This is a genomic window from Aromatoleum sp., from assembly GCF_032027225.1.
Lineage (GTDB): Bacteria > Pseudomonadota > Gammaproteobacteria > Burkholderiales > Rhodocyclaceae > Aromatoleum.
Genome location: NZ_JAVSMM010000013.1, coordinates 1 through 22,857, shown reverse-complemented (window position 1 = coordinate 22,857; position 22,857 = coordinate 1). Strand labels below are relative to the sequence as shown.

23 protein-coding genes are annotated in these 22,857 nt (G+C 65.0%); 17 read left to right on the top strand and 6 right to left on the bottom strand.

Features of this window, described 5'->3' with window-relative positions; all coding sequences use genetic code 11:
- Positions 1-84 precede the first annotated feature (84 nt).
- From ROZ37_RS14355 to paaH, 7 genes are all read left to right on the top strand, one after another.
- Positions 85-813: an ABC transporter ATP-binding protein gene (locus ROZ37_RS14355; RefSeq protein WP_312660414.1), complete on the top strand. Its 729-nt coding sequence runs from the start codon at positions 85-87 to the stop codon at positions 811-813.
- Positions 806-1,654, top strand: coding sequence for an ABC transporter ATP-binding protein (locus ROZ37_RS14350; protein ID WP_312660282.1), 849 nt, complete (start codon positions 806-808; stop codon positions 1,652-1,654). Before ROZ37_RS14355 ends, ROZ37_RS14350 begins: the two co-directional genes overlap by 8 nt.
- Before the next feature lies 1 nt (position 1,655).
- Positions 1,656-2,441: an alpha/beta hydrolase gene (locus ROZ37_RS14345; RefSeq protein ID WP_312660281.1), complete on the top strand. Its 786-nt coding sequence runs from the start codon at positions 1,656-1,658 to the stop codon at positions 2,439-2,441.
- A 36-nt stretch (positions 2,442-2,477) separates the two neighbouring features.
- Entirely contained in the window at positions 2,478-2,900 is a 423-nt protein-coding gene (locus tag ROZ37_RS14340) for a thioesterase family protein (protein ID WP_312660280.1), read from the top strand.
- Between the two features lie 296 nt (positions 2,901-3,196).
- Entirely contained in the window at positions 3,197-4,000 is an 804-nt protein-coding gene (locus tag ROZ37_RS14335; protein WP_312660278.1) for an enoyl-CoA hydratase/isomerase family protein, read from the top strand.
- Between the two features lie 249 nt (positions 4,001-4,249).
- A complete protein-coding gene (locus ROZ37_RS14330) occupies positions 4,250-4,423 on the top strand; it encodes a rubredoxin (RefSeq protein WP_312660277.1) in 174 nt (57 codons plus the stop codon).
- A 9-nt stretch (positions 4,424-4,432) separates the two neighbouring features.
- Entirely contained in the window at positions 4,433-5,980 is a 1,548-nt protein-coding gene (gene paaH, locus ROZ37_RS14325) for a 3-hydroxyacyl-CoA dehydrogenase PaaH (RefSeq protein WP_312660276.1), read from the top strand.
- 102 nt (positions 5,981-6,082) lie between these two features.
- Here the strand turns inward: paaH and sstT are convergent, their stop codons facing one another.
- Both sstT and ROZ37_RS14315 read right to left on the bottom strand, forming a co-directional pair.
- Positions 6,083-7,324: a serine/threonine transporter SstT gene (sstT, locus tag ROZ37_RS14320; RefSeq protein ID WP_312660275.1), complete on the bottom strand. Its 1,242-nt coding sequence runs from the start codon at positions 7,322-7,324 to the stop codon at positions 6,083-6,085.
- Positions 7,325-7,404: 80 nt separating this feature from the next.
- Positions 7,405-8,784, bottom strand: a complete 1,380-nt coding sequence (locus ROZ37_RS14315; protein ID WP_312660274.1) for an L-serine ammonia-lyase — start codon at positions 8,782-8,784, stop codon at positions 7,405-7,407.
- A gap of 140 nt (positions 8,785-8,924) precedes the next feature.
- On the opposite strand from ROZ37_RS14315, the gene ROZ37_RS14310 reads away from it, so the two are divergent.
- On the top strand, positions 8,925-10,688 hold the full coding sequence (locus tag ROZ37_RS14310) for a LysR substrate-binding domain-containing protein (protein WP_312660273.1): 1,764 nt from the start codon (positions 8,925-8,927) through the stop codon (positions 10,686-10,688).
- Positions 10,689-10,976: 288 nt separating this feature from the next.
- Here ROZ37_RS14310 and mgtA read toward each other — a convergent pair whose 3' ends face one another.
- Positions 10,977-13,742, bottom strand: coding sequence for a magnesium-translocating P-type ATPase (mgtA, locus tag ROZ37_RS14305; protein WP_312660272.1), 2,766 nt, complete (start codon positions 13,740-13,742; stop codon positions 10,977-10,979).
- A gap of 569 nt (positions 13,743-14,311) precedes the next feature.
- On the opposite strand from mgtA, the gene sugE reads away from it, so the two are divergent.
- The gene (gene sugE / locus ROZ37_RS14300) at positions 14,312-14,629 is read left to right on the top strand and encodes a quaternary ammonium compound efflux SMR transporter SugE (protein WP_312660270.1); all 318 of its coding nucleotides are present in this window, start codon (positions 14,312-14,314) and stop codon (positions 14,627-14,629) included.
- Positions 14,630-14,929: 300 nt separating this feature from the next.
- Here sugE and ROZ37_RS14295 read toward each other — a convergent pair whose 3' ends face one another.
- Positions 14,930-15,223: a hypothetical protein gene (locus tag ROZ37_RS14295; RefSeq protein WP_312660269.1), complete on the bottom strand. Its 294-nt coding sequence runs from the start codon at positions 15,221-15,223 to the stop codon at positions 14,930-14,932.
- A gap of 343 nt (positions 15,224-15,566) precedes the next feature.
- Between ROZ37_RS14295 and ROZ37_RS14290 the strand changes: the two genes are divergently transcribed.
- The 8 genes from ROZ37_RS14290 to tnpC all read left to right on the top strand — a co-directional run bounded on the left by ROZ37_RS14290 (position 15,567) and on the right by tnpC (position 22,156).
- Positions 15,567-16,844, top strand: a complete 1,278-nt coding sequence (locus tag ROZ37_RS14290) for a 2Fe-2S iron-sulfur cluster-binding protein (RefSeq protein ID WP_312660268.1) — start codon at positions 15,567-15,569, stop codon at positions 16,842-16,844.
- Positions 16,845-17,423, top strand: a complete 579-nt coding sequence (locus ROZ37_RS14285) for a hypothetical protein (protein WP_312660267.1) — start codon at positions 16,845-16,847, stop codon at positions 17,421-17,423.
- Complete coding sequence (locus ROZ37_RS14280; RefSeq protein ID WP_312660266.1) at positions 17,420-18,157, top strand: cytochrome c3 family protein; 738 nt, start codon at positions 17,420-17,422, stop codon at positions 18,155-18,157. The genes ROZ37_RS14285 and ROZ37_RS14280 overlap by 4 nt, the downstream gene beginning before the upstream one ends.
- A gap of 183 nt (positions 18,158-18,340) precedes the next feature.
- The gene (locus ROZ37_RS14275; RefSeq protein ID WP_312660264.1) at positions 18,341-18,676 is read left to right on the top strand and encodes a cupin domain-containing protein; all 336 of its coding nucleotides are present in this window, start codon (positions 18,341-18,343) and stop codon (positions 18,674-18,676) included.
- 122 nt (positions 18,677-18,798) lie between these two features.
- Positions 18,799-19,755 carry a glutathione S-transferase C-terminal domain-containing protein gene (locus ROZ37_RS14270; RefSeq protein WP_312660263.1) on the top strand — a complete coding sequence of 319 codons (957 nt, stop codon included), beginning with the start codon at positions 18,799-18,801 and terminating at the stop codon, positions 19,753-19,755.
- 130 nt (positions 19,756-19,885) lie between these two features.
- Positions 19,886-20,254 (top strand): transposase, encoded by a 369-nt coding sequence (locus ROZ37_RS14265; RefSeq protein ID WP_312660262.1) that lies wholly within the window; start codon positions 19,886-19,888, stop codon positions 20,252-20,254.
- Positions 20,251-20,580 carry an IS66 family insertion sequence element accessory protein TnpB gene (gene tnpB, locus ROZ37_RS14260; protein ID WP_312660261.1) on the top strand — a complete coding sequence of 110 codons (330 nt, stop codon included), beginning with the start codon at positions 20,251-20,253 and terminating at the stop codon, positions 20,578-20,580. The genes ROZ37_RS14265 and tnpB overlap by 4 nt, the downstream gene beginning before the upstream one ends.
- Before the next feature lie 61 nt (positions 20,581-20,641).
- The gene (tnpC, locus tag ROZ37_RS14255) at positions 20,642-22,156 is read left to right on the top strand and encodes an IS66 family transposase (RefSeq protein ID WP_312660260.1); all 1,515 of its coding nucleotides are present in this window, start codon (positions 20,642-20,644) and stop codon (positions 22,154-22,156) included.
- Here tnpC and ROZ37_RS22120 read toward each other — a convergent pair.
- Both ROZ37_RS22120 and ROZ37_RS14250 read right to left on the bottom strand, forming a co-directional pair.
- Positions 22,038-22,706, bottom strand: a complete 669-nt coding sequence (locus ROZ37_RS22120) for an IS4 family transposase (protein ID WP_409449964.1) — start codon at positions 22,704-22,706, stop codon at positions 22,038-22,040. The genes tnpC and ROZ37_RS22120 overlap by 119 nt on opposite strands.
- A 46-nt stretch (positions 22,707-22,752) precedes the next feature.
- The coding region (locus tag ROZ37_RS14250; protein WP_312660413.1) for a transposase domain-containing protein at positions 22,753-22,857 on the bottom strand (105 nt) is incomplete at its 5' end.

Genomic DNA, 22,857 nt, shown 5'->3' with positions numbered 1-22,857 from the left:
AACGAGGCCCGCATGGAGTCGTGGGCGACGAGAACGGCGCCGGGCTCCGCGCCGGCGCGCGAGACGCTGCTGTCGGCCGAGAACATGACGCGCCGCTTCGGCGGCCTCGCGGCGAACCAGGACGTCAACATCAGCCTCGAGCGCGGCGTGCTGCATGCGCTGCTCGGGCCGAACGGCGCCGGCAAGTCCACCTGCATCAACATGCTGTCGGGCGACCTGCCGCCGTCCGAAGGCACGATCCGCTTCAAGGGCGAGGACATCACCGGCCTGTCGTCGCACCAGCGCTCGAAGATCGGCATCGGCCGCAGCTACCAGCGCACGAACATCTTCCCGAAGTTCACGGTGCTCGAGAACTGCCGACTCGCCGCGCAGTCGCGCAACCCGCGGCCGTGGCGCCTGTTCGCCGACGCGCTGCGCCTCACCGACACCGTCGAGCGCGCGAAGGCGGCGATCGCCGAGGCCGGCCTCGCCGGTCGCGAGGACCGCATCGCCGGCACGATGTCGCACGGCGAACAGCGGCAGCTCGAGATCGCGATGGTGCTCGCGACCGACGCCGAAGTGCTGCTGCTCGACGAGCCGCTCGCGGGCATGGGCTCGGAGGAGTCCGCGCAGATGGTCACGCTGCTGAACCGCCTGAAGGCGACGCGCGCGATCCTGCTCGTCGAGCACGACATGGACGCGGTGTTCGCGGTCGCCGACCGCATCACCGTGATGGTCAACGGCCAAGTGCTCGAATCGGGGACGCCGGAGCAGATCCGCAGCAGCCCCGACGTGCAGCAGGCCTACCTGGGACACGAGGCGGAACATGTCTGACACCACGATCGGAACGCTGCGCGAAGGCTTGTTCTCGGCGCTGCCGGCCGCGGCGCCGCAGCGCGAAGCCGAACCGGCGCGACTCGCAGCGGCGGGTGCGACGCCGGCCGGGAGCGAGTCCGCGGACGAGCGCGAAATCCTGCTCGAAGCGATCGGCCTGCACACCTACTACGGTTCGAGCCACATCCTGCACGGCGTGAACTTCAAGATCCGCAAGGGGGAAGCCCTCGGGCTGATGGGCCGCAACGGCATGGGCAAGACGACGCTGATCCGCACGATGATGGGCTACCTGACGCCGAAGGGCGGCGGCGTGCTCGTGCGCGGCGACCGCATGACCGGCGGCCCGACGCACAAGATCGCGCAGCGCGGCATCGCGTACGTGCCGGAAGGCCGCGGCATCTTCCCGAACCTTTCGGTGAAGGAGAACCTGCTGATGGCCGCGCGCGCCGGCGTCGACGGCCAGCGCGAGTGGACCTTCGACCGCGTGATGGCGACTTTCCCGCGTCTGTCCGAGCGGCTGACGAACGGCGGCGGGCAGTTGTCCGGCGGCGAGCAGCAGATGCTGACGATCGGCCGCGCGCTGATGACAAACCCGGATCTGCTGATCCTCGACGAGGCGACCGAAGGCCTCGCGCCCTTGATCGTGCGCGAAATCTGGCGCGTGATCCGCGAGATCCGGGACAGCGGCATCGCGACGGTGATCGTCGACAAGAACCATTCCGCGATCACCGCGCTGACCGACCGCTCGATGATCCTTGTCAAGGGTCAGGTCGTGTTCGACGGCCCGAGCGAGGACGTGCGCAATAATCCGGAGCTCATCCAAAAACACTTGGGGGTATGACGTGAAGCGGGTAAAGGTCGGCGCCGAGCCGGGTGCACAGCATCTCGAATATGTCCGATTGCGGTCGGCGCATGCGCGCGACGGCGCGCCTTCGATCGTGTTCCTGCACGAAGGGCTCGGCTCGGTCGCGATGTGGAAGGACTTCCCGCAGAAAGTCGCCGATGCGACCGGCTGCGAGGCGGTCGTCTTTTCGCGCGCCGGCTATGGCCGCTCCGACCCGGCGACGCTGCCGCGCGACACGCGCTACATGCACGATGAAGGCCTCCACGTGCTGCCGGCCTTCCTCGTCGCGCTCGGGCTCGAACGGCCGATCCTCTTCGGCCACTCCGACGGCGCGTCGATCGCGCTGATCTGCGCCGGCGGCACCGACACGCAGCTCTCGGGCGTCGTCGTCATGGCGCCGCACGTGCTGGTCGAGGACATCTCGGTCGAAAGCATTGCGCAGGCGAAGGTCGCGTGGCAGACGACGGACCTGCCGGCGCGCCTCGGCAAATATCACGCCGACGTCGAAGCCGCGTTCCGGGGCTGGAACGACATCTGGCTGCACCCGGATTTTCGTGCGTGGAATATCGAGGAATACCTCCCGCGCATCGCGGTTCCGGTGCTCGCGATCCAAGGCGAGGACGACGAATATGGCACGATGGCGCAGATCGACCGCATCGCCGCGCAGACGCGCGACGTGGAACTGGTCAAGCTCGCCGACTGCCGTCATTCGCCGCACAAGGATCAACCCGAAGCGGTGATCGAGGCCGTCGGCGATTTCGTCGCCCGCATCCTCGACTACTGACGGGAGCGGGCAGCCCAAACGTCACCGGAGCCCTAGATGATCTTCGAACGCAAGAAACTGATCCGCTTTCACCACTGCGATCCCGCCGGCATCGTGTTCTACCCACAGTACCTCGTGCTGTGCAACGAGCTCGTCGAGGACTGGTTCGACGAAGGGATCGGCATCAACTTCTACAAGCTGCACGCCGAAATGCATCGCGGCGTGCCGATGCGGCACATGGAAGTCGATTTCCTCGCGCCGAGCGTGCATGGCGACGAGCTGAACTTCAGCCTCGGCATCGACCACCTCGGCGGCACGTCGATCCGGCTCGTGATCTCCGCGGAGAAGGACGACATCGTCCGCTTCAAGGCGCTGCAGACCGTGGTCTGGGCAGACCTCGAAGGCGTGCCGAAAGCCGCGCGCATCGACGACGAGTGGCGCGAGCGCTTCAGCCGCTTCATGTTGCCGGGGAAGGAATGAAGGGGCCGAGCAGGACGTCGGACTGAGCCCGGCAATCTCCGACATCCAAGAATTCCGGCGGCCGGTGTATCGACCTTCGGCCGCGGCTCACGCCGCCTTCGGTGGGATCTTGGCGCGGGGCGAATCGTAGGTCGGACCGAGCGCAGCGACGGCCGACATCCACGGCGGGCGGAGGCTTGTGCGTCGGCCTTCGCCTTCGGCTCACGCCGAGCTGCGTCGGACGTCGGCGTGCGCGAAGGTCAGGGCAGCGATGTCCGACAGCGCACACAACATCAAAAGTAAAACCGGAGAGACAGATGGATTACAGCCGCTACACGAACCTGACGGTCGAGCTTCACGGTGGCGGCGTCGCCGAAGTGGTCCTCGGCGAGCGCGGCAAGCTGCCCGCGGCCGATGCCGTCGGCCATGGCGAACTCGCCGACATCTGGCGCGACCTCGACCGCGACCCGGCGGTGTCGGTCGTCGTCGTGCGCGGCCAGGACAAGGGCTTTTCCGCCGGCGGCACGCTCGACCTCGTCGCCGCGATGGTCGACGACTTCGAGCACCGCGCGCGCGTGTGGAAGGAGGCGCGCGACATCGTCTACAACATGATTAATTGCTCGAAGCTGATCGTCTCGGCGATCAACGGCCCGGCGGTCGGCGGTGGTCTCGCGGTCGCGCTGATGGCGGACATCTCGATCGCGGCGAAGAACGCGCGGCTGATCGACGGCCACACGCGCCTCGGCGTCGCCGCCGGCGACCACGCCGCGATGATCTGGCCGCTGTTGTGCGGCATGGCGAAAGCGAAGCTGCATCTGCTGCTGTCGGACGAGATCAGCGGCGAGGAAGCCGAGCGCATCGGCCTCGTGTCGATGGCGGTCGAGGCCGACGCACTGCACAGCACCGCGTTCGACATCGCGCGAAAGCTCGCCGCCGGCCCGCAGACCGCGCTGCGCTGGACCAAGCACAGCCTCAACAACTGGCTGCGCCAGGCCGGGCCGATCTTCGACAACTCGGTCGCGCTCGAGATGCTCGGCTTCACCGGCCCCGAAGTGCGCGAAGGCCTCGCCGCGGTGCGCGAGCGCAGGGCCCCGAATTTCCCGGGCGGTTCGCCGATATGAGGATTCGGAAAGTGACATCGCATACACGTAGGGCGGAAAACGAAGTTTCGGCGTAGCCAAAAGCCGAAGGCGCTTTCCGCCGAGTGATTCCCGGCCGATACCATGCGGCGGAAGGTGCTTCGCTTTTCCGCCCTACGCCGGGCCCGAGACCCGAAACACCCGAAACACCGAACAAACCGATAACAACGACGCCGCAGAGCGCCCGACCCCGACCCCAACTAAACCGACAGACCGAGAGAGAACACGATCATGACGACCTACCAGTGCAGCGCCTGCTATTTCCCGTATAACGAGGCCGACGGCCTGCCCGACGACGGCATCGCGCCCGGCACGAAGTGGGAAGACATCCCCGCCGACTGGGTGTGCCCTGACTGCGGCAACGGCAAGGAGCATTTCAACCCGGCGCCCGACTCGGACGAGTGAGGTGATGCGATGACTGCACTCTCCTCCGAGGTGAAAGTCCTCGTCGTCGGCGCCGGCGCGATGGGCAGCGGCATCGCCCACGTCGCCGCGACGGCCGGCCACACCGTCTATCTGTACGACACGCGCGCCGAAGCGGTGCAGAGCGGTCGCGACAGCATCGCGCGCGACCTGCGCTTCCTCGCCGACAAGGGCAAGCTCGCTGCGGCCGACGCGGACGCCGCGCTCGCGCGCGTGATCCCGGTGACCGAGCTCGGCGCCGCGCGCGACGCCGGCCTCGTCGTCGAAGCGATCGTCGAGAAGCTCGACGTCAAGCAGGCGCTGTTTCGCGAGCTCGAAGAGTTGCTGCCGGTCGACGCGATCCTCGCGACGAACACGTCGTCGCTGTCGATCACGCAGATCGGCGCCGCGCTGAAGCGGCCGGAGCGGCTCGCCGGGCTCCACTTCTTCAACCCCGCGCCGCGGATGAAGCTCGTCGAGATCGTCTCCGGCCTCGCGACCGAGTTCGCGGTCGCCGACACGTTGTACGCGACCGCGAAAGCCTGGGGCAAGGTGCCAGTCCATGCGACCTCGACGCCGGGCTTCATCGTCAATCGCGTCGCGCGCCCGTTCTACGCCGAAGCGCTGCGCGTGCTCGGCGAGCGAGCGGCCAGCCCGGCGACGCTCGACGCGGCGCTGCGCGACGGCTGCGGCTTCCCGATGGGGCCGTTCGAGCTGATGGACCTGATCGGCCACGACGTCAATTTCGCGGTCACGAGCTCGGTGTTCGACGCGTATTTCGGCGACAAGCGCTTTTCGCCCAGCCTGATCCAGCAGGAGCTCGTCGCCGCCGGCCGGCTCGGGCGCAAGAGCGGGCGCGGCTTCTACGACTACCGCGACGGCGCCGAGCGCCCGCAGCCGCAGGTCGAGGAAGCGAGCGAAGGTGAGGACGTGATCACCGTCGTCGGCGACCTCGGAGCGGCCGCGCCGCTCGTCGCGCGCCTCGAAGCTGCCGGCGTCGAAGTGCGCCGCCGCCCGCGCGAAGGCGAGTCGACCGGCGCCGGCCGCGGCTGGATCGAAGTCGGCACCGCGCGCCTCGCGCTGTCCGACGGCCGCACCGCGTCGCGCCGCGCCGCGGACGAAGGCGAGCCGAACTTCGTGCTGTTCGACCTGTGCCGCGACTACGCGACGACGCCGCGGCTGACGCTCGCGCGCGGCGACGCCTGCTCGCCCGCGGGCTGGGACGCGGCCGTCGGCACGTTGCAGCGCACCGGCGCGATCGTCGGGCGCATCGACGACGTCGCCGGCATGGTCGCGCTGCGCACCGTCGCGATGCTCGCGAACGAAGCGGCCGACGGCGTGCTCGGCGGCATCGGTTCGGCCGCGGACATCGACACCGCGATGCGCTACGGCACGAACTACCCGCAGGGACCGCTGGCGTGGGCCGACGCGCTCGGCGTCGCCTTCGTCGCGCGCGTGCTCGATCACCTGCGCGAGCATTACTTCGACACGCGCTACCGCCTGTCGCCGCTCTTGCAGCGTGTCGCGCTGCGTCCGGAGGGACGGTTCCACTCGGCCTGATCGCGAGCGACGGCGCGGATGCTGAGCCCCATGGCTCGGCATTCGCGCGCTAAGACCGCCTCGTGCTGGCGTCGTCGCCGACGGCGAGGCGGTCGAGGGACCTCAGCGGTCGAGGATCAGCGCTTCCCCGGTCGCGGCGGCCGACCCGGCCGCGGTGAAGACGACGTCGGTCGAGGAGTTCAGCGCGGTCTCGACCGAGTCCTGGACGACGCTGATCACGAAGCCGATCGCGACGACCTGCATCGCGACGTCGGTGTCGATGCCGAACAGCGCGGTGGCCATCGGAATCAGCAGCAGCGAGCCGCCCGCGACACCGGACACGCCCGCCGCGGCGAACGAGGACACGATGCACAGCAGCAGCGCGGTCGGGAAGTCCACCGGAATGCCGAGCGTGTGCGTCGCCGCGAGCGTCATCACGCTGATCGTGATCGTGATCGCCGCGCCCGCCATGTTGATCGTCGCGCCGAGCGGAATCGAGATCGAGTAGGTGTCCTCGTGCAGGCCCATGCGCTTGCACAGTTCGAGGTTGATCGGAATGTTCGCGGCCGAGCTGCGCGTGAAGAACGCAGTCACCGCGCTCTCGCGCAGGCAGGTGAACACCAGCGGATAGGGGTTGCGGCGCAGCTTCCAGAACACGAACAGCGGATTGACGACGAGCGCGACGAACAGCATGCAGCCGACGATCACGAGCAGCAGGCGGCCGTAGCCGAGCAGGGCGTCGAGCCCCGAGTCGCCGAGCGTCGCGGCGACGAGGCCGAAGATGCCGAGCGGTGCGAAGCGGATCACGCCATGCACGATCGACGACACGGCGTCCGACAGGTCGTTCACCATGCTTCGCGTGCCGGGACTGGCGTGGCGCAGCGCGACGCCGAGCGCGATCGCCCATGCGAGGATGCCGATGAAGTTTGCTTCCATCAGCGCCTTCACCGGGTTCGCGACCACGCTGAGCAGCAGGTTTTCGAGCACGCCGAGGATGCCGGCCGGCGGCGCGCCGCTCGCTGCCGGGGCGTTGAGCACCAGCGTCGTCGGGAATGCGAAGCTCGCGAGCACGCCGACCAGCGCGGCGGCGAGCGTGCCGAACAGGTACAGCATCAGCACCGGGCGGACGTGGGTCGGCTGGCCGTGCTTGTGGTTTGCGATCGAAGCCGCGACCAGCACGAACACCAGCACGGGTGCGACCGCCTTCAGCGCGGCGATGAAGAGGTTGCCGAGCAGCGCGACCGATTTCGTCGCGCCGGGCGCGATGACGGCGAGCGCAATGCCCAGTACCAGGCCGATCGCGATCTGTGAAACGAGGCTCAGGCGCGTCAGGCGCTGGAAAGCCGTGGGAGCTGCGGTGTGCATCGAGTGTCTCCTCGTGGGTGATTTTGTCTATTGCTGGGATGCCCGTTCGGGGCAGATTTCGGGCGTGAGCGGGGGTGCGCTCAGCACTCGGGGAAGCTGACGGCGAGGCCGCCGCGGGAGGTTTCCTTGTACTTGTCGAGCATGTCGCGGCCGGTGTCGCGAATCGTGCGGATCGCGTGGTCGAGCGAGATTGCGTGCGCGCCGTCGCCGCGCAAGGCGAGCTGCGCCGCGTTGATCGCCTTGATCGATGCCATCGCGTTGCGCTCGATGCACGGCACCTGCACGAGGCCGCCGACCGGGTCGCAGGTGAGGCCGAGGTTGTGCTCGAGACCGATCTCGGCCGCGTTCTCGACCTGCTCCGGCGTGCCGCCGAGCACTTCGGCGAGCCCGGCCGCGGCCATCGCGCACGCGGACCCGACTTCGCCCTGGCAGCCGACTTCGGCGCCGGAGATCGACGCGTTCTTCTTGCACAGCACGCCGACCGCCGCCGCCGCGAGCAGGAAGCGATCGACGTCGCGCGCGCCGCTGCCGGGCATGAACTCCATGTAGTAATGCAACACGGCCGGAATGATACCCGCGGCGCCGTTGGTCGGCGCGGTGACGACGCGTCCACCGCCGGCGTTCTCCTCGTTCACCGCCAGCGCGCACAGGTTCACCCAATCGAGCGCGGCCATCGTGTCGCTGATGAGGTTGCGCCCGGCCGCGCGCTCGCTCAATTTGCGATGCAGCGCCGCCGCGCGACGGCGCACTTTCAGCCCGCCGGGCAGCACGCCTTCCTGCGTGATGCCGCGTGCGACGCAGCCGCGCATCACGTCCCAGATGCGCGCGAGCGCGGCGCTTGTCTCCGCTTCGCTGCGCCACGCCGTTTCGTTCGCGAGCATCAACTCGCTGATGCGCAGCCCGTGGGCGCGGCACTGTGCGAGCATCTCGGCGCCGGTGTCGAACGGATAGCGCAGCGCGACCTCGGCTTCGGCCGCGGTGCCCGACTGCGCTTGCGCCTCGTCGACGACGAAGCCCCCGCCCACCGAGTAATAGGTGTTCTCGAACACGACGCCCGCGTCGCCGTGCGCGGTGAGGCGCATCGCGTTCGGGTGGTAGGGCAGGCTCACCGGCAACAGGCGCATGTCCCGCGTCCAGTCGAACGCGACCGGCACGGTGCCGGCGAGCATCAGCGAGCCTTCGGTACGCACGCGGTCGACCGCGCCGACCACGAAATCCGGATCGACGGTGTCCGGTCGCGCGCCCATCAGGCCGGCGGCGACCGCGCGATCGGTCGCATGGCCGACGCCGGTCGCCGACAGCGAGCCGTAGAGCTTCACCTCGACGCGTCGCACCTCGCCGAGTCGCCCGTCCCGCTCCAGTGTCGCGGCGAAATCGTGCGCCGCGCGCATCGGTCCGACGGTGTGCGAACTCGACGGCCCGATACCGATCTTGAACAGGTCGAGGACGCTGATTGACATGTAGGGCTCCGGAGAAAAGTGTGTGTTGATTTAAGAGAACTAACAGCGAAAATATTTATTGGTGCATCAGCGCATTTTCAGGTGGTGGCCAGAGCGCCTCAATCGATAGTTTTTTACGCAAGCTTTAGCAGGGCTGAACCATGACTTCGGCCGCACCCTCGCAGGTCCATACGCGGCTGCGCGTGTTCCTCGCCGCCGCCCACCATCTTTCCTTCACGCGAGCCGGCGAGGAGTTGCACATCACGACCGGCGCCGTGAGCCAGCAGATCAAGCTGCTCGAGGACTGGCTCGGCCAGCGCTTGTTTCGCCGGCTGCCGCGCCGCATCGAGCTCACCGACGCGGGCAACCGACTGCTCGCCGCGGTCGACCCGGCCTACGCGGCGGTCGACCTCGCGATCGGCCGCCTGCGCGGCGGCGCGTTGAGCGGCATCGTGCGTGTGCGCGCGCTGCCGTCCTTCCTCGCGACCTGGCTCGTGCCGCGGCTCCCCGGGCTGATGCGGCAGTTCCCGCAGATCGACCTGCAGGTCGAAGCCGAGGACAGCGCACATTCGCTGCGCGACGGCGAATTCGATCTCGCGATCGACCTCAACGACGGCGCCTACCCCGGTTTCCAGAGCACCGTGCTGCTCGAAGAGGAGATCTTCCCGGTGTGCTCGCCGCTGCTGCTCCACGGCCGCCCGCCGCTCGACTCGCCCGAGGCGCTGCGCCACTACCCGCTGCTGCACGACATGACCGCGTGGCGCGGCAGCCAGCCGTACGCCGAGTGGGAGCGCTACCTGAAGGCGATCGGCGCGCCGATGGTCGAAGTGCGCCGCGGCTACATGTTCAACCGCAACCACATCACGATGCAGTGCGCGATCGCCGGCATGGGCATCGCAATCGCGCGCCGCACGCTGATCACCGACGAGCTGGACAGCGGTCGGCTAATCGCGCCATTCCGGCAGATGGTGCCCACCGGCAAGCGTACTGCCTCGTGTATTCAGCCGGCGCGCTCGCGGACCCGCGCGTTGCGACCGTGCATGACTGGATCGCGAACGAAGCGCGGGGGGTGTGGAATGCGGCTCGATATTGCGGACCTCCATCTGTTCCTGTGCGTGGTGGACGCCGGCAGCATCACCCAGGGTGCCGCGCGTGCCAACCTTGCGCTGGCTTCGGCCAGCGAGCGCCTGCGGAACATCGAAGCCGATGCGGGTGTGACACTGCTCGAACGCCGTCCCCGAGGTATTGCCACTACGGAAGCCGGGGAAGCGCTCGCTCATCATGCGCGACTGATGCTCCGCCAGCAGGCGCTACTCAAGGACGAGTTGAGGGACTTTGCCGCCGGCGCGCGGGGCACGCTTCATCTCTATGCCAATACCGCGGCCCTGGCCGCGTTTCTTCCATCGAGACTCGCACCATGGCTGGCGGAGCGTCCGCGCCTGCACGTCGAACTGAAGGAGCGGACGAGTGCCGAAATCGTCCGGGCCGTTGCCGCCGGACTGGTCGAGGCCGGCATCGTCTCCGATGCGGTAGAGCCAGAAAACGTGAAATTGCTGCCGGTGGCAAAGGACCATCTGGTTCTGATCGTGCCGAAGGAGCACCGTCTCGCCCGGTCCAGGCAGGTTCATTTCGCGGACGTCCTCAACGAACCCTTTGTCGGTTTGTCGCCCGAGAATGCGTTACAGGACCACCTCGACTACCACGCTCGCGCCGCCGGCCATCCGCTCGCGCTGCGTATCCGCATGAAGACCTTCGAAGGGCTGTGCGAGATGGTGGCGCACGGTGTCGGCTTGGGCATCCTGCCGCAATCCATCGCAGCCAGCCTCCGCCGGCCGCACCGCTACCGGACCGTAGCGCTGACAGACACCTGGGCGCGCCGGCAACTCTGTCTGTGCTTTCGGGATTGGATGGACTGTCACCGCTGATGCAGAGCCTGTTCATCCATCTGAGCGGCAGCGTGGATGCGACCTCCAAATCCCTTTGCCCGGGCTGAGAATTTTCACCATCTCGACCGCCTCGATCAAACCGCTTGCGGACCTGATTGGCCCGTTCTTACGCCCATCGTTAATCGTACGGCGCCTAATGAGGCAGCTGCTGAAGTTGAAGTCGCCGAGATTGACGACGAGGCATGGCTTTTCAAGTCCTCGTGTCGTGACGAGGCTCGCTTGTCTGGCGAGGGATGCACCGGCGGGGAGTTGTCTCAAAGCAGCCCCCTATTGCCATCCAAATCGCCGGGTGTAGAAACTCTTCATCGCCTGGGTCAGCAACATGTACCCCAGCAACAAGCCAAGCAGCATCGGGAAATAGGTCAACGGCAACGCTTGAAGCTTGAAGTAATGCGCCACCGGTCCCATCGGGATGAAGATGCCGCAGGCCATGATGATGCCGGTCATGACCAGGAGCGGTGCGCCCGCCCGGCTCTGGAGGAAGGGAATCTTCCGGGTCCGAATCATGTGCACGACCAAGGTCTGGGTCATCAGCCCCTCGATGAACCAGCCCGACTGGAACAGGGTCTGCCGCTCCGGCGTATTAGCCCCGAAAACGAACCACATCATCAGGTAGGTCAGGATGTCGAAGATGGAACTGACCGGACCGAAGAACAGCATGAAGCGGCCGATGTCTGCGGGGTTCCAGCGCTGCGGCGCCTTGACCAGTTCCTCATCGACGTTGTCGAACGGGATGGCAATCTGCGAGAAGTCGTACAGCAGGTTCTGCACCAGCAGGTGCATGGGCAGCATCGGCAGGAAGGGAATGAAGGCGCTGGCGACTAGGACCGAGAACACATTGCCGAAATTGGAACTGGCAGTCATCTTGATGTACTTCAGCATGTTGGCGAAGGTCTTGCGGCCCTCGACAACGCCTTTTTCCAGCACCATCAGGCTCTTCTCCAGCAGGATGATGTCGGCAGCCTCCTTGGCAATATCGACCGCCGTATCCACTGAAATGCCGATGTCCGCAGTGCGCAGTGCTGGCGCATCGTTGATGCCGTCGCCCATGAAGCCGACGACGTGGCCGTTGGACTTCAGGATACGCACGATGCGCTCCTTGTGAGCCGGGGTCAGCTTGGCGAAGATATTGTGTTCCTCGACGGCCTTGGCCAGCTCGTCATCGCTCAGGCGCTCGACATCGCCGCCGACCATGACGCGCTCTTCCGGCACGCCGACCTCGCGGCAAATCTTCGCGGTGACCAGTTCGTTGTCGCCGGTCAGCACCTTGACCGCAACCCCGTGTGCAGCCAGGGCCTCCAGGGCCGGGGCCGTGGTTTCCTTGGGGGGGTCGAGAAGGGCCACGTAGCCAATCAGGGTCAGTTCGCGCTCATCGGCCACGCCATACACATCCTTGGTCGGCGGCAGTTCCTTGGCTGCGACCGCCACCACCCGCAGGCCATCCTCGTTCAGGTCCGCGGTGACACGGCGGATTTGCGCCAGCAACTCCGAGGTCAGCGGCTCGTCCACCTGGCCGTGGCGTACCCGCAGGCAGATACTCAAAATTTCCTCGGCGGCGCCCTTGCAAATGAGGAGGTGATGTTCATCGTGCTTGGCGACCACCACGGACATGCGGCGGCGCTGGAAGTCGAAGGGGATTTCATCGACCTTGCGAAAGTTGGCAGCCGGGTCCAGTTCGCGGTGCACGTCGGCGTGTTCCAGCACCGCCACATCGAGCAGGTTCTTGAGGCCGGTCTGGTAATAGCTGTTCAGGTAGGCTGCTTCCAGCACGTCGTCGGATTCCTCGCCCCAGATGTCGCTGTGCCGGGCTAGAAAAATCTTGTCCTGGGTCAGGGTGCCGGTCTTGTCGGTGCACAGCACATCCATGGCGCCGAAGTTCTGGATCGCGTCGAGCCGCTTTACGATGACCTTATGCCGGGACAGGATGACTGCGCCTTTGGCCAGCGTGGACGTGACAACCATCGGCAGCATCTCGGGCGTCAGGCCGACCGCAATCGACATGGCGAACAGGAAGGCTTCCAGCCAGTCATCCTTGGTGACGCCGTTGATGATGAGCACCAGTGGCGACATGACCAACATGAAGCGAATCAGCAACCAGGCCACCTGGTTGACCCCGGCCTGGAACTGGGTGGTCGCCCGGTTGCTGGCAGTCACCCGCTGGGTCAGCGCCCCGAAATAGGTACGACCGCCGGTCGCCACAACGACCGCCCTGGCCGACCCGGACACGACGTTGGTGCCCATGAACGCGAGGTTGTCGAGTTCGAGGGCATTCAGGGTATCGGGTCCTTTGTGCTGGGCGTGCTTCTCGACCGGCAGCGACTCGCCGGTCATGGCGGCCTGACTGACGAACAGGTCCTTCGAGGTCAGGATGCGGCAGTCGGCCGGAATCATGTCGCCGGCCGAGAGAAACACGATGTCCCCGGGGACGATGTCGCGGATGGGGATGTCGGCCTTCTGCGCAGTGCGGGGATGCAACTGCACCTCGAAATATCGCTTGGCATCCTCCATGGCGTCCTCCGCCAGGTCGCGTCGCAGCACGGTGGCCGTGTTTGTCACCATGGCCTTCAACTTCTCGGCCGCATGGTTCGAATTGCGCTCCTGCCAGAAGCGAATGGCGACCGAAAGAACGACCATGGTCGAGATGACGATGGTCGCCTTCATGTCTTCGGTGAAATACGAGATTGCGGCCAGCAGGGTCAGCAGAATGTCGAACGGCGTCTTGTAGCAGTTCCACAGATGCTGCCACCAGGTCGGCGGCTTCTCATGCTCGACCTCGTTATGGCCGAAGCGCTCACGCATCAAGGCGGCATGGGCTTCCGAGAGCCCGTCCGGATGCGACTCCAGGCGCAATAGCAGCGCATCAATATCGCTATTGGCGGCCGCCAACAATTCCTGAGAGAGCTGCTTCGGTATCTCTCGGCTCACCTCCGTAGTGGCCATCAGTTCAAGCATCGCCAGACGTTTGAAGTGATGGCCAAGTCCACGGCTGCGGACGAAATTAGCGAAGAATTCTTTCAGGAAGTTGAGCTTCATGCTGCGGCCTCCTCGGAGACTAAGGTCTCAAGATCGCCGTAGTGCTTGCCGATTTGGTAATCGATGGGAAGCATCTTGGGCTCCTTCGGCCCAGTCACCCGGCCAAAACGCAGCACCCAATCGCCCTGGTACCACTCGGCAGCAAAAACCAGCCGAAACCGCGGGCATCGGCGGCATAGCGATGGGACCGGAATAAAGACTGCGTTTATCTTGCCAAGTGTGCGCTTGTCAGCGAGACGAAGCGAAAACTGTCATTCGGACAAGGGCCCACGTGGGTTCTCCGCAAATGAAAACGGGCGGAATCCGGTCCAGGACGGTATGAAAGTAAGCGACAAGTCGGTTACGGCTTGTGGAGTTGCCAGGTTTACTTCAGTAAGCGGCCATAACCGATGCGATGAGGCCAGGACCGGTCCGGGTCGAGACCAGACAGGTCCCGGTGCAGTCCGGGCTCGAAGTGCCGGCCACGAGCGGACAAGAGCCATGGTAGTGTCTGTCCTGCTACCAGGAAGTGAGGACGACCTCACCGCTCCAGTTCGTGCGGGGACGGCCCCTCTTTTGAGGAGCTATTTATGAACTGGGTCCTTCTTTTCACCGCCGGACTGCTGGAAGTCGGCTGGGCGATCGGTCTCAAATACACCGAAGGTTTCACTCGCTTGTGGCCTACTGTCTGGACCGTTCTGTCCATGGTCTTGAGCGTTGGTTTGCTGGGGATTGCCATGAAGTCGCTGCCGGTCGGCACGGCTTATGCGATTTGGGTGGGTATTGGCGCCATCGGGACGGCGGTGATGGGAATGGTTCTGTTTGGCGAGCCGGCCAACACAATCAGATTGCTGAGCCTTCTCCTCATTTTCATCGGCATCGTTGGCCTGAAGTTATCAGCATCCTGACGGCCCTCATCGGGTCGAGCCCGGACAGGGCCGGGCAGAGCGGTCGTTCGGATCAAGCTTGGGACGAATGACCGCTCTCGTGCAGTCTGAACGCGAAATTCGCGCCATGACGAGACGATTGTCGGCTGATCCCAGTCAGCCGGAGGACGAGCGGCTGTGCCAATTGAGCTGCCGCCGGAGTATGGCGACGCCGTACGTACGCCTCTTACGGGTCGAGCCCGAGCGGTAGGAGACGGAAAGAGAATTAGCCCCGCTGAATACCGAGGACGAGCCCGGTACCTCCCGGGCCTCCTTCGGGCATCAGTTCTTGTTCTTCACGTGTTGATCCCGGCGGTCCAACTCTTCGTTCGGCACGGCCCGCTCTCCGTAAGCCGCGCGGACGGCATCTTCCGAAGTGAAACCGCACTCGCGGCGGACAGCCAATTTTCGAAGCAGTTCGGCGTTCGCGGGAGGCAGCACTCCGATGAGCGTCCTGATCTGCTCGCACGTCTCCACCGGATACGCTGCCGCCGCCATGGCCGGCGGGCTAGCGGCAACGATGACGCTGGTAAAAGCGGCAGACAGGAAATTGCCCGGACTGACCAAGCGGCGCATTTGGCTACTCCCGATTTCAGCACGTGAATGGGGCGGAAGGTGGGCGCAGGGGCGGACCAGATACATCGAAGATGCGTCCCGACTCCCGGATCTCCCGATCGAATCTAAGCGCTGCGGAATGAATGCCGTCTGAACGGGTGAAACCCTGCGGGAAAGCCGTTCATTCTCCGTTCACGCGGACGGCGAAAAAATGACGGTCATTGGAAGCTTTGGTTTGGATGCAGGATGACTTTGTGCCGTATCTCCCATTCGCGCGGTAAAATGTCTTTGGTCTTTCGGGGCTATGTTGCACGAGGCATAGCAGAACTACCCGCCGATCCCGTTTTCCTGATGGCCACCTGACATGACTTCGCTCACCCTCTTGCTGTGGATTGCGTTCGGGATCGCGGCTCAGTTCGCGATCTTTCTTGCGGTATCGTTCTGGCAGCACTGGAAGAAGTACACCGCGCTAAGCCTCCGCTCCGATCCCGATGAACCGGTGCTGCCGCAAGAGCCGGCACAGCCTGCGACCGACGCGGGAGGGGCGTCCTGGACCGGCTTCCGTCCCTTCAGGGTGGTGCGAAAGGAGGCCGAGGACGAGACAGGCTCCGTGTGCTCGTTCTATCTCGAATCCGAGGACAAGCGCCCTCTTCCGCACTTCCTCCCGGGCCAGTTTCTGACGTTTCGCCTCGAAGTCCCCTCGTCCGCGGGTGGGACCGAGGAGATCGTCCGCTGCTATTCGCTGTCGGACGCGCCGCGGCCCGACCTCTTCCGGGTGTCGATCAAGCGGGTCCCTGCTCCGCCCGACAGTGCGCTGCCACCGGGGCGCTCGTCGAATTACTTCCACGATCACGTCGATCCGGGAAGTCGACTGATGGTTCGTGCTCCATCGGGACATTTCCATATCGATCGCAGCGACACTCCTGTCGTGCTGATTGCAGGCGGGATCGGCATTACCCCGATGTTGAGCATGTTGAACTGGTGCGCGGCCGAACAACCGGGAAGGGAGGTGTGGCTCTTCTACGGCGTTCGGGATGAACGCGAGATGGTGATGCTCCCTCACCTGCGGGAGATTGCGGAGCGGCATCCGAACGTTCATCTACGCCTTTGCATCAGCAACCCCGGCACCGAACGTGGATCCGAAGCGGCCGACGTTCGCCGCGGGCGGGTGGATGTGGCGTTGCTGCGCATGGAACTGCCGCTCAAGCCTTATCACTTCTACATCTGCGGACCGACGCCGATGATGGAAAGTCTCGTCCCTGCGCTGGAGGACTGGGGGGTTCCCGACAGCCATATTCATTTCGAAGCCTTCGGTCCGGCCTCGATCAAGCGACGCGCGAAAAGCGCTCGGGCAAGCGTGGTGTCCGAAGAACCCGTCGCCGAGACCGGCCTCACGGTCACGTTCGCCAAATCGGGCAAGAAGTTGGCGTGGGATGGGGGTAGCGGCAGCCTGCTCGAGCTCGCCGAGACGGGCGGAGTGAATGTGCCTTCCGGCTGCCGCGCCGGCAGTTGCGGAACCTGTCAGACGAAAATCGAGTCGGGCGAAGTCGGCTATCGACAGGAACCCGATTTCGATCCGGAGCCGGGCACCTGCCTCCTGTGCGTCTGCGTCCCCCGAACCGCCCTGACATTGGGGGCTTGAATGACGAAAACCATCTGGCGCAAACACATCCTGCCTTTCGCCGTGCTGGTGGGGCTTCTGGGTGTCGGCACGGTGCTGGGCGACTATGTCCTGCATCGCCTTGATCTGGTGTGGATCGGGCGTTACCTGGGTATCCCCGGCACGCTGCTGATCATCGGATCCCTCGTGTACTCGCTGCGCAAACGCAAGATGATCCGATCGGGGAATCCGAAGGCGCTGTTGAGCATGCACGAATTTTCGGCGTGGCTCGGATCGTTGCTCGTCCTGATCCATGCGGGCGTGCATTTCAACGCGATCCTGCCGTGGCTTGCGACCGTCGCGATGGGCATCAATACCATCAGCGGCCTGGTCGGGAAACTGCTCCTCGGGCGTTCGCGCGAGCACGTTCAGTCGCAGCGCGAACACTTCCAGTTGCGCGGCTTGTCGCGCTCGGAGGTCGATCAGGCGGTGTTCTGGGACGCCGTCATGCTCGATGCGATGACGCGCTGGCGAAAAGTCCACATCCCGATCTTTGTCGCCTTCGCGGTCCTCGGACTCGGTCACATCATCAGCATCTTTCTCTTCTGGGGCTGGATATGAACCGGACGGTCAAGTTCATCCTGGCTGCCAACCTCGTGGTGCTGGCGGTGCTCACCTTCGCTTTCCCCGAACTCATGGTCGCGCCGGGGAAGCTGATACCCGGACACCGGGATCTCGAGTCGGACTGCTTTGCTTGCCATCAGTCATTTCTTGGCGCTTCCGCCGATCGCTGCATGACCTGCCATGAGCCGCAAAACATCGGCCGACTCACTACCGAGGGGCAGCCGATAGCGAAACCGTTGACCACGACGCCGTTTCACCAAAAGCTCGTCAAGGACGACTGCGTCGCGTGTCATAGCGACCATGCCGGGGTAAAGCGCTACCGGCAGCAAGGACGCTTCAGTCACGCACTGCTTCAACCCGATTCACGCAATCAATGCGAAACGTGCCACAAGTCGCCCACGGACGCGCTCCATCGGCAGATCACGGGCAACTGCGGAGAATGTCACGGGCAGGAAAAGTGGGTTCCGGCCACCTTCGATCACGACAAGTACTTCCGACTCGATCGGGATCACAACGTCAAGTGCGTCACCTGTCACGAGCGCAATGATTACAGCCGCTATACCTGTTACGGCTGCCACGAACACACCCCGGAGAACATCCGCCGGGAACATATCGAAGAAGGCATCCGGAAATTCGACAATTGTGTGGAGTGCCATGCCAGCGCGGACGAGCACGACATCCGGGGCGGTCACGGAGGAGAGGGCCGGGGCGGGAGGGATGACGACGATTGATGACGCCGACGTGGTCGCCCGCATTGGGAGCGAGCAAGCGAACTTCGGGACGAGCGGCGCGAGAGGTCGTCGAACGCCAGGGTGGCGGAGGTGGTCTGGTCACGCTCAAAAGGTATCAAGGGCAATTCGATCGTTTCCCGATCGACACCCGATCTTGCCGCATACAAACCATCGAGGGGCGCGATGAGTACCGAAGAAGGTAGAACCGAGGTGCACAACCTCAAGGCTTTGCTTCAATACCAGGACAAGGCCGTCGTGAGCCGGATGCTCGTCAAGAATTCCGCGGGCAATGTGACGCTGTTCGCCTTTGACGGAAATGAGGGCCTAAGCGAACATACCGCGCCATTCGATGCCCTCGTCATCGGCATCGAAGGTCGCGCGGAAATTCCCCTCGGCGGCGTCACTCATTTGGTCGGCGAAGGCGATGCGCTGCTCATGCCCGCGGGCGTGCCTCACGCGATCCGTCCGATCGACGGGTTCAAGATGTTGCTGATCATGATTCGGGGCGGATCAGAATAGGGTCTGTGCATTGTCCTGATTTGCGCAACAATAATCGCCGGTTGTTGCTGTTTACCCCGCTCCGCACGTCCCATACGCTCTCCCCCATAGGGCACCGCCCACAACAGAGAGAGGACGAAATCATGCTGGTGAACGGCAAATGGGTCGAAGAATGGCAGCCGGTTCAGAAGAGTGACGCGGACGGGCGCTTCATTCGGCAGCAGTCGGGGTTCCGCGACCGGATCGGTCCCGACAGCGAGAAAGGCTTTGCCGCCGAAGCGGGACGCTATCAGCTATACGTCGCGTACATCTGCCCGTGGGCGTCGCGGACGCTGATCGCGTTGCGGCTGAAGGGACTCGAGAAGGCGATCGACGTGTGCGTTGTCGACCCGCGGCTCGGCGATCAGGGCTGGGCTTTTACCGGTCGCGACGGCAGTGACCTCGACCGCGTCAATGGCGCGAGCTATCTGCACGAGATCTATACGCTCGCCGACCCGACGTACAGCGGGCGCGCGACGGTGCCGGTGCTGTGGGACAAGAAGACGCGCACGATCGTCAATAACGAGTCGGCGGACATCGTGCGCATCCTCGACAAGGACTTCGGCGAGCTGGCCACCGGCGACGTCGACCTTCGCCCTGCGGCGTTGGAGGACGCGCTCGACGCGGTAAACGAACGCTTGTACGACGGATTCAACAACGGCGTGTATCGAGCGGGTTTCGCGACGACGCAGAGCGCGTACGAGGAAGCGGTCGAGGAGGTGTTCGCGACCCTGGACTGGATGGAAGAGCGCCTGGCGCGCGCGGACTGGCTTGTGGGCGACCGGCTCACCGAAGCCGACATTCGCGCCTTCGTCACGCTGGTGCGCTTCGACCTCGCGTACTACGGCCTCTTCAAGTGCAACCTGCGGCCGCTCTCGGCCTACCCCGCGGTGCACGCGTATCTCGTGCGCCTGCTCGCGATCCCGGCGTTCGCCGCCAGCGTCCGCCCGGACCACATCAAGGCGGGTTACTACTCGATCAAGGCGCTCAACCCGACCGGCATCGTGCCCGTCGGACCGGATCTCGACTATCTGGCGCGGCTGCTCGTTGCACACGCTTAAAGGCAGCTGAACCCGGTGACGATCGATATGCGCTTGATGCGCGAGGTCGGTAAGCACCCGGCGAACCCACCTTCCCCCAGCCGCCTAGCCCATTGAAGATCGTGTCCACTAATTTTCGATGGTGGACACCATGGATGTGGTTATCCCGCGCCGGAGTCGGCGAACGCATAGCGAAGCCTTCAAGCGGTCGGTGGCCTCGGCCTGTCGTGAGCCCGGCGTCTCGGTGGCCGGCGTGGCCCTGGCCAACGGCCTGAACGCCAACCAGGTCCACCGCTGGATGCGCGAGCGCGGCATCGAGCCACCAAGCCGGCGCAAGCCTGGCGGCGCAGCGCTCACCGCGATGGCTGAACCGGGCTTTGTACCCGTGCAGGTCGCTCCCGCAGTCGAGACGTTGGTGATCCGCCTCGAAGTGCAGCGTGGCAACGCCCGCGTCAAGCTTGAGTGGCCGATCCAGGCCGCCGATGCGTGCGGGGCGTGGCTGCGCCAGTGGCTCGCATGATCCGCATCGATGCGCTGTGGCTGTCGGTGGCGCCCTTGGACATGCGCGCAGGCATGGACACGTTGCTCGCGCACGTGGTGCGCGTGTTCGGTGAAGCACAGCCCAATCACGCCTACCTCTTCAGCAATCGGCGCGGCACGCGCTTGAAGGTGCTGGTCCATGACGGCTTCGGGGTGTGGCTCGCCTGCCGGCGCTTGAACCAGGGCCGGTTTCACTGGGCCGAGGGCCAGGGCGGTGTGGCGCTCACCCGGGCGCAGTTCGATGCGCTGGTGCTCGGGCTGCCGTGGCAGCGGCTTGGGGACGGCGGCGTGATCAGAACTCTTTGAGCCCTCGCCATCGGCAGATGCCCCGATGGCGGCGGATGGGCGCATCGGACATGATCGATCCATGCCACTGCCCGCCGACCTCGACCAACTGGACGCCGACACCTTGCGCCGCCTGCTCATCGAGCAGGAGCGCGAACTCGTGTGGCGCCAGACCAAGATCGAGCGGCTCACGCATGAGCTGGCGCTGCATAAGCGTCATCGCTTCGGCGTGAAGGCCGAGCGCCTGTCGGTCGAGCAGGTGCAGCTCTTCGAGGAAACGGCCGAGGCCGACCTGGCGGCGATGAGCGAAGAGCTCGAGCAACTGCAACCGGATGCCGGCACGTCGACGCCCAAGGGTCAGGCCCGGCGCAAGCCGCTGCCGCCCGAGTTGCCGCGCACCGAGATCCGTCACGAACCCGATTCGACCACCTGCGCCTGCGGCTGCCAGATGCGCCGCATCGGCGAGGACGTTGCCGAGAAGCTCGACTACACCCCGGGCCGCTTCACCGTCGAGCGCCACATCCGGGGCAAGTGGGCATGTGCCGCGTGCGAGATGCTGGTTCAGGCGCCGGTGCCGGCGCACATCATCGACAAGGGCATCCCGACCGCCGGCTTGCTCGCCCAGGTGCTGGTCGCCAAGTATCAGGACCATCTGCCGCTCTATCGTCAGGAAGCCATCTTCGGCCGAGCCGGGCTGGCCATCCCGCAATCGACGCTGGCCCAGTGGGTAGGCCAGAGCGGCGTGCATCTGCAGCCGCTGGTCGATGCGCTCAAGGCAGACCTGCTGGCTCACCCCGTACTGCATGCGGACGAGACCCCGGTGGCGATGCTCGATCCGGGCGCGGGCAAGACGCACCGCGCCTACCTGTGGTCCTACAGCGTCGGCGCGTTCGATCCGATCAAGGCGGTGGTCTATGACTTCGCTGACAGCCGGGCGGGCCGTCATGCGCAGGCGTTTCTGGGCGACTGGCGCGGCACGCTGATCTGCGACGACTACGCCGGCTACAAGGCGCTGATTGCTCTGGGCGTGACCGAAGCCGGCTGCATGGCGCACGCGCGGCGCAAGTTCTTCGATCTTGCCAATCAGGGCCAGAGCCAGATCGCCAGCGAAGCACTTGAAGCCATTGGCCAACTGTACGGTGTAGAACGCGAAGCGGCTGAACTCGACCTCGATGCCCGGCAGCGCTTACGGGAATTGAGGGCCCGCCCCCTCCTCGAACGCCTGCATGCGTGGCTGCTGCAGCGGCGCACCCAGGTTCCCAACGGCTCGGGCATCGCCCGTGCCATCGACTACAGCCTCAAGCGCTGGGCCGCACTCACGCACTACGTCGACGACGGGCGCGTGCCCATCGACAACAACTGGATCGAGAATCAGATCCGGCCGATTGCGCTCGGGCGCAAGAACTGGCTGTTCGCGGGGAGCCTGCGGGCGGGCCAGCGTGCCGCTGCAATCATGAGCCTGATCCAGTCCGCACGGCTCAACGGACACGAGCCCTTCGCGTACCTGAAGGATGTGCTCGAACGGCTGCCGACGCAGCCCTACAGCAAGATCGGGGAGTTGCTGCCGCATCGCTGGCAGCCGGCCGTCTGCACCTGAGCGAAACGGCAAGACGGGTTCGCCGGGGGCTTACGCCGATTCGCACCCCTAAGACGATGTCGTTCAGCTTGGACAAGCCTCTCCAAATGACGGTATTTCCAGGGGGAGGATCGTTGGCACGGTCAAGATAACCACCGAGTTTTGCCAAGCACACGAGGTACTCGGACAACGCGGGTTTGACGCGACCGTGACGCGGCATCAACTCGTTGAGGACCTGCACTTCCAGTGGTGTGAACACAAGCTCGGGCATGCCATTCGGTGTCACGCGGTTCATCATGGTCATCCAAAAGATTCGCCAGCTTAGGATGCATAGCGTCGCGATCAGGTTCACGAGCCTTTCGGCTGTTTGCAGTCTCGAGTCTTCGACCCTGCAGCCAGACTTGAGGATCTTGTGAAAGACCTCGATTTTCCAACGCATCGCGTACCAGCTCAGTTTCTCGACGGCGTCGCCGGGTGAGCCAACATCGAGGTCCGTAACCAGCTTCCAGTCGATGCGGTCGCGCTCGCACGGCGGATCTTTCTCGCGGGCGTGAATGACCGTCAGCGACAATGCCGGATAGCGGTAAGCCCCCGGCGAACCCGTCTTGCCGTTTCGCTCAGGTGCAGACGGCCGGCTGCCAGCGATGCGGCAGCAACTCCCCGATCTTGCTGTAGGGCTGCGTCGGCAGCCGTTCGAGCACATCCTTCAGGTACGCGAAGGG

Excerpts from the sequence above, each read along its gene's own strand:
- ROZ37_RS14355 (WP_312660414.1), top strand. The coding sequence starts at position 85 with ATGACGCGCCGCTTCGGCGGCCTCGCGGCGAACCAGGACGTCAACATC.
- ROZ37_RS14350 (WP_312660282.1), top strand. The coding sequence starts at position 806 with ATGTCTGACACCACGATCGGAACGCTGCGCGAAGGCTTGTTCTCGGCG.
- ROZ37_RS14340 (WP_312660280.1), top strand. The coding sequence starts at position 2,478 with ATGATCTTCGAACGCAAGAAACTGATCCGCTTTCACCACTGCGATCCC.
- ROZ37_RS14335 (WP_312660278.1), top strand. The coding sequence starts at position 3,197 with ATGGATTACAGCCGCTACACGAACCTGACGGTCGAGCTTCACGGTGGC.
- ROZ37_RS14330 (WP_312660277.1), top strand. The coding sequence starts at position 4,250 with ATGACGACCTACCAGTGCAGCGCCTGCTATTTCCCGTATAACGAGGCC.
- paaH (WP_312660276.1), top strand. The coding sequence starts at position 4,433 with ATGACTGCACTCTCCTCCGAGGTGAAAGTCCTCGTCGTCGGCGCCGGC.
- sstT (WP_312660275.1), bottom strand. The coding sequence starts at position 7,324 with ATGCACACCGCAGCTCCCACGGCTTTCCAGCGCCTGACGCGCCTGAGC.
- ROZ37_RS14315 (WP_312660274.1), bottom strand. The coding sequence starts at position 8,784 with ATGTCAATCAGCGTCCTCGACCTGTTCAAGATCGGTATCGGGCCGTCG.
- ROZ37_RS14310 (WP_312660273.1), top strand. The coding sequence starts at position 8,925 with ATGACTTCGGCCGCACCCTCGCAGGTCCATACGCGGCTGCGCGTGTTC.
- mgtA (WP_312660272.1), bottom strand. The coding sequence starts at position 13,742 with ATGAAGCTCAACTTCCTGAAAGAATTCTTCGCTAATTTCGTCCGCAGC.
- sugE (WP_312660270.1), top strand. The coding sequence starts at position 14,312 with ATGAACTGGGTCCTTCTTTTCACCGCCGGACTGCTGGAAGTCGGCTGG.
- ROZ37_RS14295 (WP_312660269.1), bottom strand. The coding sequence starts at position 15,223 with ATGCGCCGCTTGGTCAGTCCGGGCAATTTCCTGTCTGCCGCTTTTACC.
- ROZ37_RS14290 (WP_312660268.1), top strand. The coding sequence starts at position 15,567 with ATGACTTCGCTCACCCTCTTGCTGTGGATTGCGTTCGGGATCGCGGCT.
- ROZ37_RS14285 (WP_312660267.1), top strand. The coding sequence starts at position 16,845 with ATGACGAAAACCATCTGGCGCAAACACATCCTGCCTTTCGCCGTGCTG.
- ROZ37_RS14280 (WP_312660266.1), top strand. The coding sequence starts at position 17,420 with ATGAACCGGACGGTCAAGTTCATCCTGGCTGCCAACCTCGTGGTGCTG.
- ROZ37_RS14275 (WP_312660264.1), top strand. The coding sequence starts at position 18,341 with ATGAGTACCGAAGAAGGTAGAACCGAGGTGCACAACCTCAAGGCTTTG.
- ROZ37_RS14270 (WP_312660263.1), top strand. The coding sequence starts at position 18,799 with ATGCTGGTGAACGGCAAATGGGTCGAAGAATGGCAGCCGGTTCAGAAG.
- ROZ37_RS14265 (WP_312660262.1), top strand. The coding sequence starts at position 19,886 with ATGGATGTGGTTATCCCGCGCCGGAGTCGGCGAACGCATAGCGAAGCC.
- tnpB (WP_312660261.1), top strand. The coding sequence starts at position 20,251 with ATGATCCGCATCGATGCGCTGTGGCTGTCGGTGGCGCCCTTGGACATG.
- tnpC (WP_312660260.1), top strand. The coding sequence starts at position 20,642 with ATGCCACTGCCCGCCGACCTCGACCAACTGGACGCCGACACCTTGCGC.